The organism is Nitrospira sp. Nam74 (assembly GCF_965152615.1).
In genome coordinates, this window is the sequence record NZ_OZ224220.1 from 334,630 (window position 1) to 347,770 (window position 13,141).

The 13,141-nt window shown below is 53.8% G+C and carries 9 protein-coding genes; 4 read left to right on the plus strand and 5 right to left on the minus strand.

Going from position 1 to position 13,141, the window contains the following annotated elements:
• Positions 1-308 precede the first annotated feature (308 nt).
• The 4 genes from ACWHYZ_RS01625 to ACWHYZ_RS01640 all read left to right on the plus strand — a co-directional run bounded on the left by ACWHYZ_RS01625 (position 309) and on the right by ACWHYZ_RS01640 (position 6,316).
• Positions 309-2,894: an ATP-binding protein gene (locus ACWHYZ_RS01625; RefSeq protein ID WP_447985560.1), complete on the plus strand. Its 2,586-nt coding sequence runs from the start codon at positions 309-311 to the stop codon at positions 2,892-2,894.
• A 64-nt stretch (positions 2,895-2,958) separates the two neighbouring features.
• Complete coding sequence (locus ACWHYZ_RS01630; protein WP_447985561.1) at positions 2,959-3,327, plus strand: PilZ domain-containing protein; 369 nt, start codon at positions 2,959-2,961, stop codon at positions 3,325-3,327.
• Positions 3,328-3,950: 623 nt separating this feature from the next.
• A complete protein-coding gene (locus ACWHYZ_RS01635) occupies positions 3,951-5,654 on the plus strand; it encodes a PAS domain-containing sensor histidine kinase (protein WP_447985562.1) in 1,704 nt (567 codons plus the stop codon).
• Positions 5,655-5,683: 29 nt separating this feature from the next.
• A complete protein-coding gene (locus ACWHYZ_RS01640; protein WP_447985563.1) occupies positions 5,684-6,316 on the plus strand; it encodes a response regulator in 633 nt (210 codons plus the stop codon).
• 734 nt (positions 6,317-7,050) lie between these two features.
• Here the strand turns inward: ACWHYZ_RS01640 and ACWHYZ_RS01645 are convergent.
• From ACWHYZ_RS01645 to ACWHYZ_RS01665, 5 genes are all read right to left on the minus strand, one after another.
• Entirely contained in the window at positions 7,051-7,338 is a 288-nt protein-coding gene (locus ACWHYZ_RS01645; protein WP_447985564.1) for an HU family DNA-binding protein, read from the minus strand.
• A gap of 339 nt (positions 7,339-7,677) precedes the next feature.
• Positions 7,678-8,556 (minus strand): DUF6279 family lipoprotein, encoded by an 879-nt coding sequence (locus ACWHYZ_RS01650; RefSeq protein ID WP_447985565.1) that lies wholly within the window; start codon positions 8,554-8,556, stop codon positions 7,678-7,680.
• A gap of 387 nt (positions 8,557-8,943) precedes the next feature.
• On the minus strand, positions 8,944-9,582 hold the full coding sequence (locus ACWHYZ_RS01655) for a hypothetical protein (protein ID WP_447985566.1): 639 nt from the start codon (positions 9,580-9,582) through the stop codon (positions 8,944-8,946).
• The gene (locus tag ACWHYZ_RS01660; protein ID WP_447985567.1) at positions 9,579-11,072 is read right to left on the minus strand and encodes an ATPase domain-containing protein; all 1,494 of its coding nucleotides are present in this window, start codon (positions 11,070-11,072) and stop codon (positions 9,579-9,581) included. The genes ACWHYZ_RS01655 and ACWHYZ_RS01660 overlap by 4 nt, the downstream gene beginning before the upstream one ends.
• A 741-nt stretch (positions 11,073-11,813) precedes the next feature.
• On the minus strand, positions 11,814-13,052 hold the full coding sequence (locus ACWHYZ_RS01665) for a hypothetical protein (protein ID WP_447985568.1): 1,239 nt from the start codon (positions 13,050-13,052) through the stop codon (positions 11,814-11,816).
• Positions 13,053-13,141: the final 89 nt, after the last annotated feature.

The window sequence follows — 13,141 nt, forward strand, 5'->3', positions numbered from 1 at the left end:
CTTACACCTCCGATGAATTCCAGGAGTCCAAAATCTGTAAGAGACATCTCTTGTTGCCAGCATTTCGTTAAAGCCGCACCCCGTCTCGTGCGCCGGACATGATCGATGAGGGTGAGGCACAATGGGCATATCAATACTCAGCACTTTAGGTACAGAAAACACTGCAGTCGAAGTATATCCCTACTCTATTCGATCCGGTGAACTATGCGAGGCTTAAGTGGGTACTCACGTAGGCGTCGAGCCGCTTGGTGGCTGCCGATGTCTCGACAACCGCTCCCGGTGCACTGCCATAACACATGATCAGAGGCATGAGATCTCCCTATTCCTACCTGTCCCTCCTGATTGTGATGATCATTCTCGCCGGTGTCCTCATGGGCATCGGGGTCTTCAAATATCTTGAAAGTCAACTTGTCACGACGACAGGCCAGGCGTTGGCCTTGACCGCAGTCAATCTAGGCGAGGCCGCCGAAGCGACCCTCAAGGAGCGCTACGGTGACATACAAACCATGGAGAAGAGCGTACTTCGCCTCTGGCCCGATAGCAAGGCGATGAGCGAATACCTTCAAGCCGTTCGGCAAGCCCACCCCATCTATATATGGCTCGGGGTCACGAATGAAAGAGGTGAAGTCATCGCCGCGACCGATGCCCAGTCGTATGGCATGAAGATCGATGCAGATACGCTGACGGCGGTTTCGATGCAACGGCGTATCATCGTCCGTGACGTCCAAGCCTTTACAGAGGCAGCCGGCATGGACGCCGTCGCTTTTACCGCTCCACTGGTCACTAGCGAGGGCCAATTCGTCGGTACCGTGACGAGCCGTATGGGAATTGGAGCGATTGAGGAATATGCCGCAAAAGCCATGCTTCCACTGGGAGCGAAGCATGGCGGTGCCGGGCGTATTGAATATCAATTTCTCACTCATGCAGGGTTTGCGTTCATTGATTCAGATCTGTTCCACAAAGGTTTCGTGAATCTCAAGCAGCTCCAACTTCCATCAGCCCTTTTAAGCGAGGTCAACGGCTTTGGGTTTGTGGAGGAAACGCATCTGCGTCGCCACGTTCCTATGGTCACTGGCTATGCGAAAAGTCCGCGTAGTGTTGTCGGGCCCAATTTGGGATGGACTGTCTTGGTCCGTATGGAAAGGGACCAAATCGGTGCCCCCATTGATTCCACACTCATCCCCGTTATATTGGCGGCCGTCGTCCTTTATGTTCCGCTCTTGGGGCTGTCGATGTGGGCAATTCGTCGGCTTCGTAAAGAATGGATTCAATTGGAAGAGGACAATCGACGAGCGCGACTCGCAGAAGACGAAAAGCACCGGGTGGCGCAAGATCGGTTGATGATTCTCGATTCGACGCGTGAAGGGATTTACGGCATTGATCGCGACGGAGCTTGCACCTTTATTAATAAGGCTATGTCTACTGCGCTTGGATATCGACCTGAGGAACTTATGGGCCGACGGATTCACGGCATCATCCATCATGCGCGCTCTCATGGCGAGCCACATCTCGAGCGAGACTGTCCCATTATGCAAAGTTTGATAACCGGCCGGGTCACCAATCATGACGATGATGTGTTCTGGCGCAAGGATGGTACGTCTTTACCGGTCTCCTATTCCGTCTATCCCATCAAGCAAGAGGACGTCGTCTGTGGGGCCGTTGTCACCTTCGTTGATATTACCGACCGAAAGCGGCAGTGCATGGATTTAAAGCATGCCAAAGAAAAAGCTGAAAGCGCGAATCAAGCCAAAACCCAGTTCCTCGCAAACATCAGTCACGAGATCCGAACGCCCATGAACGCCATCTTAGGAATGGCGGAACTCTTGAGCGAAACGTCGCTCAGCGATGAGCAGCAGCAATACATGGTGACGATCAACAGAGCGGGCGAAGCATTATTGGTCCTCATCGATCAGATCCTGGACGTGGCGAAGGTCGAGGGGGGTCATATGGTTCTTGAACACATTCCGTTCGACCTCCATATGCTGGTGCGCAGCACACTGGACCTATTCAGGGGCCGTGCCGAGACGAATGGCATCACGGTGATGTGCCGGATCGGGAACACCGTGCCCGTCTGGGTCATGGGGGACATGCATCGACTCCGACAAATCCTCCTCAATTTACTGAGCAACGCGACCAAATTTACGTCACATGGATATGTCACAGTGACCGTCACGCGTGATGAGGCTGAAGAGGACAGTGGGTATCTTAAGTTTTCAGTCGCTGATACGGGCATCGGAATTGCCGCCGATAAACGCGAGGAGATATTCGAAAGTTTCAAGCAGGCCGACAGCTCAACCACGCGACAGTTCGGAGGGACCGGCCTGGGACTGGCCATCGTCAAAGGGTTAGTGGAGTTGATGGGAGGAGTGATCCGCGTGGACAGCCAGGTGGGTCACGGCAGCGTCTTTACATTTACAGTACAACTACCGATGACAGGCGCCCCCCTTAATAATGCGTCAGACAACGACGGCGGAGTCAAGGACCTGTCGGGAGGGGCCAGGGAAACCCCATTAGCTATTCTGCTGGCCGATGATTCTGCAGACAACGTTGCATTGATTCAAGCGTACGTGAAAACCGCCGGTCATATTGTTGAAGTGGCCGAGAATGGAGCAGTCGCCGTGGAAAAGTTTAAGTCTGGTCGCTTCGATGTCGTCCTTATGGATGTGCAAATGCCGGTCATGGATGGATATACGGCTATTCGAGCGATACGCGAGTGGGAGAAGGCGTACAACCGTCTGACGACTCCTATCGTCGCTCTTACGGCGCATGCGATGCCGGACCATGCCGACAAGAGCCTGGCAGTCGGTGCAACTTGCCATGTGACGAAGCCTATTAGCAAAGCCACCTTGATGGGCGTCCTGGAACGCTACGCGAAGACGGTGTGCCTCAGTTAGCACGAGACGGATTGAAGCAGCGAGGCTACTGTCAGGAAGGCTATCGGAGGCGGGGAGAAACACAGTGAACGGTAACCAACAGAGCGGGATGCCGGGTGATGTTGGAATCCCCAACCATACGTTGATCGTTCGAAAACATCCCCGATATGCGGTTCAGTTGCCGGTATCTTTCTCGGTAGGTTCGTGCGAAGGGGACGGCACACTGTACAATCTATCTATGGGCGGGTGCCGTGCGATGAGCGATATGGAGATACCGCCGAACGAGTATATGAAAGTCCGACTGTATCTGTCGTTCACTGAAGTCCCCGTCATAGTGCAGACAGCGGCCGTTCGGTGGTCGGAGGGTAAGGATTTTGGGCTCGAGTTCTTGGTTATTGATGAAGAACAAAAAAGCCGCCTGCGCCGGTTTCTCGAAAGTATTGGGGGAACGTAATGTTACGATGGCCTTCACTGTAGCGGTTTTCTAGAGCAGACACTTGAAATGACACGGGACGCCGGCATCGGTCAGGGGATAACATTGCCTGGGCGCACTTTCATGAACCATCGCGCAGACCGGATGGGCTTAGTATCGCGCTTGATTGAATTGGACGAGCGTTGAACAACGTATCGCGGACCTGATCACGCACGGATAGCATTTTGTTTGGTAATTTAATGCGCTGAGGCCTTCGGTTTCAGCCGGACTTTCATCAGTCTTTGTCTTCACTTCGGCCTGAGACAGCCGGATTCTCGCATGCAGGATACATCTCGAGCATCACGTACGTACAGACGATCGAAATTTCGTGGCGAATGGCCGCGATATTCGCGCTATGGAAAGCAAGGTGAGAGTCCTACTGGTGAGCAGCAGCTTTTCGGCGTCAGGTGTCTGGCAGGCCCTAGCCGGGGTGTCGTTTGGTCCCCTATAGGCCACTGTATGGCTCTAACGAGTGTGTTCAGAATTATGGTATAGATCACAAAATAAGATGGTGTAAATGGCGGTCTTCTTACGACCTTGCCGACCGACACTTTCGTATCGCTGCAACTGCCAGTAGCTTAATCACGGAGGCTTTTGGATAGCCAATGGGCTCACTAAGCCATACCATGGCAGTGGGATTGCCCCGTGTCCCGCCACAAAAGGCTGAACGCCGGACTCAAAAGAAGTCATCGCGTCGCGAAGTTGATCAATTGGACAGTCTCAGCCGGGCGATGGCGTCATTCGTCGAAACTCGTAGCTGGCATCAAGCAAGCCACCACTTACTGATACATCTGATGTCCGTGACCGGCGCGAGAAAGGGGTGTATCGGAGTCGTCCTCCTGTCTGGGAAGCTCCACATTCTCGCATCGGAAGGGTTTTCCGAAGGGCTTCTGCTTCAGGAATTGAGCGGGGAGACAGAAGGCCAGAGCACGTCAGGCGACAATGTAAGTCTGAGTTCTCTCTTCCTTCAGGCGACTCAAACGAGAAAGCCGATATTCTCACACAATACGAAATCCGCCATTGGGCAGGGAATGTTCACCGACGACGATATCGCCTGCGAAGCAGCAGGCTTAGGCCTTCCCATTCTTCGAGGTGCTGACCCGGTCGGTATGGTGGCTCTTACTCATCCTGAACATTCCTTTACCGCGAGACAGATTCACGCGCTGGAACTTCCTCTGCAGTTTGCAGCCTTGTTATATGACGGATATCGGTCGGAAGAGCGCGAACGGATGTTACATGCGGAGCGCACTATTTCTGAGCAACAAGCCCGGCGTGCCGAGCAACGATTCCGCGATATCTATGAAGCATCTCCCGATGCCATTGCCTATGCCGCGCTTGATGGTCGCCTTTTGGATGTGAATGTAGCGTTCGAGAGATTGACGGGATACTCCAGAGACGAACTCCTACAGATGACCTATCAGGCTTTGACTCCCGAAGAATTTCTCAGTCGCGAGGTTGAACTGGTTAGGGAACTGCTCAGGACAGGGGCGCAGGCAGATTATGAAAAAGAATACATTCGGAAGGACGGTGGCCGTGTTCCCATCGCCGTGACGCCGTTTGTGGTTCGAAACATGCAGAATGAACCGACCGGCGTAGCCGCTATCATTAAAGACATTAGCCGACGAAAACACAATGAACAGGAATTATATCAACGCGAACAGCAACTTCGAGCGTTGCTTGAAGAACGTGAACAATTGTCTGAAGATTTACACGACGGCATTATGCAAACCTTGTATGGCATTGGATTGACCCTCCAGCAATCACAATACTGTGTTCGGCGCCAACCGAAAATGGCAGAGAAACATCTGCAGGGCGCTATTGATAGATTGAATGCTGCGATGCGAACAATCCGAAGATATATCGCCGGTGGACCGCCGGACATTGCGACAGGGGATGAGATGAAGGTCGCGTTAGAGTCGTGGTTGGGATCCATAGCTGCGATTTCCGAGGTCCGCTTTCTTCGCAGGCTCCATCTCACGGCCATTCGTCGATTGACTCCGAAGCAGGCTCAACACGTTTTTTTTATTGCCAAAGAAGCCGTCACAAATGCAGTGAGACATGCGCGCGCACGTCACGTGTCTGTGTCTCTGACGATGTGCGAGGGTGACATCCATCTTCGCGTGATGGACGATGGCATAGGGTTTGAGCCATCTCAAATTGGAGGCGGGTATGGATTGCATAACATGAAGACTCGGGCACACAAAATTGACGGGAAGATCCACATTGGCACGAAAGACCCGGCCGGAACACGGGTGGATGTGTATGTGCCTGAAGCGGTGGAAAAGCTTGCCTCTGAGCACGGAGAATAAAGTAACCAACCATGATGCTTCAGCCCTCTATGATCCGTCTCCTGCTAGTAGATGATCACGAAATCGTTCGTGTCGGGCTGCGCAGTGTGTTGGCTAGATGCGCGCAGATTAAGATCCTCGGGGAAGCGGGCACGGTGGCAGAGGCAGTGGAGAAGGCCATTCATCTGCGACCGGACGTGGTCCTGATGGATGTTCGGTTGCCTGATGGAAGCGGAGTGGAGGCATGCCGTGAAATTCGGTCTTCTTGCCCGGAAGCACGTGTCCTCTTCTTAACATCGTTTGCCGACGATGCCGCCGTCTTGGCGGCGGTATTCGGAGGTGCAGACGGTTATTTGGTCAAAGAGATCGTGGGGGATGACCTGATTGGTGTGATCAAAAAGATCGCGAGGGGACAATCGTACCTGGATCCCGCCGTGACTGGAAAAGTTCTTGAGAAGATGCGCAGCATGTCCAACCCTACAGAGGAACAGGGTGAGCTGTCACCGCAGGAGCAACGGGTGCTCGCACTCGTGGCCGATGGTAAGACCAATAAAGAGATTGCGTCGGAACTGGAGTTAAGCAGCAAAACAGTCAAAAACTATTTGAGCAACATCTTCACGAAACTTCAGGTAAGACGGCGGGCTCAAGCCGTCGCCATGTACACCCGTCTGGCGCCTTCCTAATCCCTAGGTCTTTGCAGTCCTGATGCGTAGGATTGTTATGGAGACGTGATGAAGCTCAACATCCATCACTTCACGAAACCATCAGAGGACCATCCGCAGAGTTCATCCACAAGAGACATCTCCAACGCAAGCTCTGTCCCGTGGGATTCCCTTTATTGCCGGCTTGCCGGCTAAGCGTACTGTCCGCGCTTGTATATTCGAACATCCCCGTCCCCTCGTCCGAGTAGGAGCGAGCGGGTTCTCATGCAAGACAATGTTCTGACACAGGGCGTCCTGAGAACGATGACCGTCGCTTCGGTTCCACCACCTGCTGGATGACTACGACATTTTGCCGAATCCCACTCACCTTGGAAGGTGCGAGCGACGTATTATTCATCCCATTCGATCAGAAACCGATCGTTCTTATACGGATCATGATGCTGCCTGTTCACGGTGAACTTGAAGTTCCCACCAACTGTGGTTGGCAAGTCACTCATGGTCATCATAAACATGCTGGACGCGCCGACAATACTGCCTTGCCGCCGCATCAGGGATGTATTCCGTCTCTAGGGCAACGATATCGTCATCAAGACTCCGTTCGATGTCCATCTCATCTCAGACTCATCTCCTGGATCCTGTTGTCCTAGGTGTCACACCGATACAAAAGACCGGGGCAGTCGAGTGCGGCTGAGCGGCAAAAGCCGCTGAGCCTTCCTCGAAGCAATCGCACTCGGTGAGGGCACGGAGAATAAATATTATTTCTTGCCGAGGATCGCGTCCTTGGCTGCTTTTGCTACGCGAAACTTTACGACACGCTTAGCTGCAATTTTAATTGCCTCACCTGTCTGCGGATTGCGGCCCATGCGCGCCTTGCGATTCATGAGCACGAGCTTTCCGATGCCTGGAATGGTAAATGTATTCTTGGCTTCCTTGTAAGCGAGCTCATTGAAGGCATCGAAGAAGTCGGCGGCAATCTTTTTTGAAACGCCTGCTTTTTCTGCAAGATGAGTCAGCACTTGAGACTTTGTCATTGCTTTGGCCATGGAACCTCCAGAGTGAATGTGAAAAAGAATGCATGGTGCTTTTGTTGTAGGGATTTGCATCACATCTGTCAAGGTTACGCGGTACGCTCTGGCCCCAATGGCGCCATGCCGAAAGAAGACATGTGAGTGCAGACGCTCTCCGATACGCCGGTACTCGGATCCGAAACAAGTCCCGGACGGCCATGTATCCGTCACCGTCTTTAATAGTGCCCTAGACAATTGACAATCCCAGATTCTTTGAAATGAAGTGGGAGGGAATTTTGCCAAGGCAGAAGGGGACCGCTCTTTTACAAAGAGTAAAAGCCTCAACTGTGCAACGCCAAGCATCCGTGAAGGGGCTTAGGAAGCTCGCAGAGCATGCACCTCATCAATAAGCTGCTGCAGTTTTGTCAGAGCATGGTCTCGTTGTTGCGCCGTCATGAGGTGATCAATGGTAAGCACCATTTCCTTCACTGAGGTGTGCATCTGATCGAGCACGCGTTGATAGTCCGGCAGGCGACTTGACTCAATGGATAATAACCAATGGCTTATATAGCGGGATAAGACCCGTCGGTCTCGTGTGGAGTCGAGGATTTGAATCATATCTTGCTGTCGGAACCGCTGATTGTCCACCCATGCTGGAGCCATGTCGGGCAGCTGCCTGCTTAACTCCAGAATGCGGAGCTGTTGAGCTGTCGTGAGCGGGCCGATCCAGTCCTTCAGCCAGCTCAAAGTTACCGAGGCGCGTTTGGAAAGACGGGATTCCCGGCTTTCTTGCAACCGGCGGAGTGCCTTCTCATGATCTCGTTGAAATGTCTTCTGGAGATACCGCACTTGCTCATCCGATAGCGAACTTAGAACTGCCCCACCGTCATCCACGAGACGTCCAAAGAGGTCTGCCCGCAGTTCCTCATAAGTAGAGAATATCCAGTCGACTTCTTGCCGGTCCAACCCATCCCCACTTTTTTCTTTTATCTGGGTCAGAAACCCTTCATAGCGCGGCAAGGCCTCTTTTCGATGCTGTGCAAGCAAAGCCTTCAGCCGCTCACGAATCCAGCTTTTTTGAGTGGAAGTCAGATCAGTGTACTCATCAAGCTTCCAGAGAATGAGGCGGTCGGCATGGCGATAGAGAAATGTGGGGGCACAACTGCCGAGCAGCACCGCTACGAGGCAGACCACCAGGATGCCGTAAGAGGTAGGATCATTGCGCCGAGGGGGTATGGAGTGCTTCGACTTCATCGTGTCACGATGGCCCTAGATTCTTTGATCGTACCATGGCCACTGACCTAGCTGGATCGGGTGAATGGCGTATGCTTATTGAGATGAAGGGCTTGTCCTGATGACTCGACAATCGTCGCTCGGGTGGGCTGCGATTGATCGAAGACGGATATCGGGAATCAACGGTTACGCAATCATGTGCGTCCTCAGGCTCATGCGGCTCCTTAGCGTGTCATGAAGGACCAAATAGTATCTTTTGGGCGTGCATATGAGGACCTTTTACAGAACAGGGGGGATTACGTTGTCAGTGCAATGAAATGCGCCATGAAGGAGAGGCCATGATCCTTCTATGGCTATCAGCAGCCATATTTCTATCCGAGAAGGCTTGGAAGGGCTTTACTACTGTGCTCACCTCATGTAAGCGCGGCTTGGCTGATCGCCGGGCAAGCATCTTCCATTTTCGTCGCGTGTAAGGTCGAGCGTGTGTTTCAACTCAATGACCTCCTTTTCAAGGTCCATCATTCGCAGCTCACGGCCCACCACCGCCTCCTCAAACTTCTGAAGATCCACGATTTTGTCGTACAGTTCGAGGCGAGATGCTTCAAGCTTGCGCAGGAGGTCGCGTACTTCGTATTGGCGACGACGGCTACGAAGTGCGACCTGCATGGCTGTTACCAGGGTGAGCTTTTGGACGGGGCGTTCGAGGAGCGTCACATTGCATACTGGTCTCAAGCGTTTCACGATGCCATGACTCAGTTGATAGGCGTCGCCAGGCCCCGCGACTAAAACCATGGGAACATCTGACCACGCCGGCTGGTTCTCCATCGCCATGCGAAGTGAGGCGATGTCCGACAATTCGATGGCCTCTTGGGCGACGAGAATTGCTCCGGCTCCGGCGGGCAGCTCATGAAGTACATGCCGCAGATCGCGGCAAATATAGCCTACGAGATCGACACGGGCAAACAGATCGCATGCCAGCTCTCCATCCCTACCGGTCGCCGTCAACAGAAGGATGCGCTCTTCGTTTGGTTCTCGCTGCCTGGTCATGTGTCCGCAGCCATTGTGTCGGTCAGCATGGCCTCCGCGGAGCCCGTATACGTCGGGACGCCCGTCAGGATGCCGTGGAAAGCGGTCAATGGGTGACCGACTCGAACGCCATCCGGTTCAACTTTAAATTCGCGAATCGTTCGTTCATGGGTCCCCGTACGCTTTTTCACCACAGAGATCGCTTGCCGGACCTGACCACTGGCCTCGAAAAAACGCAATAAGATGACCGTATCTGTCAGATATGTCAGGTCGGCCGGGGCTTGCATGTGACCGACGAGACCCTGCTGTGCCATGACGAGAATGGTTGCCACGCCTTGCTGACCGAGGTAGGTCAAAAGTTCGTGCAATTGCAGAATGAGAGTGTTCTCTTCCGCCATCGATTTGAGATACCCGTTCAGGCTATCAATAATGATCATTGTGGCATTCAACTGTTCGACTTGCTGGCGAATTTGAAAGGTCAGCGCCCCTGGCGACAGTTCCGCTGGATCGATCTGCTGAATGTGCAAGAGGCCAGTCGCAACGTGCTCGACGATGCGCTGCCCCATCGAGCCACGGCGTCGTAGCAAGAGTCCACGATTCTCATCAAAGATATACATAGCTACCCGGGAGCCTTCCTCACAAGACTTGACCGCGTACTGCATCGCCAGCGATGTCTTACCGGCTCCCGCCGGTCCCATAAGCAGTGTGCTGCTGCCGCGGTCTATCCCCCCGCCGAGCAAATCGTCTAGAGTCGGTATCCCGCTGGAGACGAGGCCGGCGGCATAATCGCGGTGATGTTCTCCCGCCACGAGACGCGGGTATACTCGCAACCCCCCGGTCTCGACGCAGAAGTCGTGGTATCCGCCACGGTAGGGCGCCCCCCTGAGCTTCAAAATGCGGAGCTGCCGCCGATCTGCGCCGTACACGGGAGCCGATTGTGTTAACGAAAGCACCCCGTGCACGATCGTCTTGACCTGCAGCCCGGCCGCTTCAGAGCTCATATCGTCCAGCAGTAAGACGGTACATTTGCGGCCTGCAAAAAACTGTTTGAGTGCCAACATCTGGCGTCGATACCGCAGAGGGCTTTGTGTCAGCAGTCGCATTTCGGCAAGCGAGTCAAAGACCACTCGCGCCGGCTTCACCCGCTCCACTTCATTGAGCATGATTTGTGTTGTCTCATGTAACTCGACTTCCGAAGGGTGAAAGAGCGTGTTCTGGGCCTCGGCCTCAAGCTGCTTCTCAACGGCCGATAACTCCACAATGCTGATGCCGCCAAGTGACCAGCCGTGCGAGGTCGCCATGGCATAGAGTTCTTCTTTCGTTTCCGACAGGGTGAAATACAACCCTTTTTCATTCAGCTTCATCCCCTCTAATAAGAATTGAATGGACAACGTCGTCTTACCGACACCCGGCTCACCTTCGATAAGGTAGAGTCGGTGACGGGGAAGCCCGCCGTCAAGAATGTCATCGAGCCCGGAAATTCCAGTCGTACATCGAGTGAGCGCGTTCATCGTGGTCGTTCTTTCCCTGTCATGAGACTATGCTTCGACGTTGGTATCGAGCCAAGATAGCAACGTCAGGACAGGGCGACTATAGGAACCCGTCCAGCTATACGTAAGACTCTGGCGGACATCAATCACACGTATTTCAGTTGCGCGCTTCGAAAATTCTCACGAATTCAATATCGTGAATTGTGCCCATTGCAATGCAATGGTAGCTTGGCATTTGTCATCTGGCTTGTTTCCAAGTCGCCTGCGGTTCGCCAAGTCGCAATACACTCTCTGAGGCGTGGAGAACCAGCACAGTATGGGGAGCAGAAGCGGACACGTTGCTGGACATGGATAACAACATGACCATGCTACATCCAAGACAGCTACTGTTAGGAATAACGTCAGTGATGCAAGGGGCGAATGATCGGGCAGTTATGGCTCTAAGCGAGGAAGTACTTAGCCACACTGCTTAGATAGACGCCTCTCCCCACTTATCAAGGTTCTGTCCACATCGGCGGCTATTATCAACAGAAGGTCGAAACGAAGTCGCGACCCGAGTCGGTCGAGGACATTGCGATGTACAAGATGAAGGTTCACGCGGTTTTCACCTTGTTTTTTTATCGTCGGCCCCATACTCACAAGGATGCGCGTCGCACAATGGACGTCGGAGCGAAGCGAGTGCCATCGCTCGTACAGCTGAAGGGCGTGTGCGCTGTGTGCCGCCGGTGAGCTACGGCACCGTAGCAAATTGCCAGGCCTACTTTAGGGGTGAACAGGGATCGGTCGTAGACCGAGGACGGCCACATTCTGGCGAATGAGGTGACCCGGTCGGCAGTCATCATCGCAGAGGATGGATGACAATCGATACGTCAGCACGCCCCCTGATCCGACCATTGGCGTGTAGGTGAAGTCGCGGATCCACACGCCAATTTCCTTCACGTGTTCATCGCTACACGCATATTGCAAGTCCCATCCGGTCAGAACGGGCACCGCATACTGAAATGGAATTGCTTCAATCCGAAACGAGTCCGTGCGCTCGCCGCCGGCCGGCTCAATACAGCCGTCGCCGAAAAGGCCTCCGACGTCGTCACTCGGGACAATACTGAACGGCGCCTGCATTACCCCGACGTCATTCCCAATGACCAGCGAATTCGCTTCTGCGTAGCTGTAGACATGCTTCGTGGAGTCATCCTTGATGATGCCGTGCGATTGCCAACTTGCATACGATTGATTGACGTGACTGGTATGGTCAGGCAACGCAGGGGGTTGCAATCCGCCGAAATCTGTGTCGCGGTTGACGATCAAGGTTCCTGGGAAGAGGGTATAGGCGGCTTGTAAAACATGATGATCGTCGAGATGCCCGAGTTCATACCAGCTGAACCAGAACCCGAGGGGCAGGACGGCGAGGTTCGCTGAGCCACTGAATGCCGGATTTTCCCGGTAGGAGGTGAGTACCGCCATGGCGCTGTCGCGGGTGCGAATGACAGCATCCGAGAGCAGCGTATCATTTACGAGGCTGTTGTCGGCGACTGCAGTGAGGTCCTCCCACATCACGACTGTATACCAGTAGCAGAATGTCGTCGGCTTATCGAACCCGCTGTCCGTGAGCCAGCCGGCCGCCAACCACTTCAGCTCGTTGCCCTCTTGTCGTACATGAAGGATCGTGGCCCTCAGCCGCGCGACATGGTGATCAGTATCCCGATATTTCAAGTACCATCCGTTCAGGTACACGGTCGCCCGTGTGGTAACGGTAGGCAAAGGCGCGCTGCCCTCTATGCCGATTGACGCGCCATCGGTTGGCGAATTGGCACAGGCTGTCCCCGTCGTGATTTCGGTTCCGGGCACGCGGACGATATTTTGGGTCGATTGCGACAAGGCTTTGGCGAGCGGGGGAATGGCGAAGGGCGAGAAGTTCACACCCGGTGGGCGTGGAGCGATGCTGCCCGCGACACCGGCTGCAACAACTAGGGCCACCCCAATACCGACACCGTAGATTTTCATAGCGCACCTCGATTTCTTATGTCGCTTTCCTGTATCACGGCGCAGCGCTGACGACAATCCATCGTAATGCTATTGCTATGTAGCCCGTA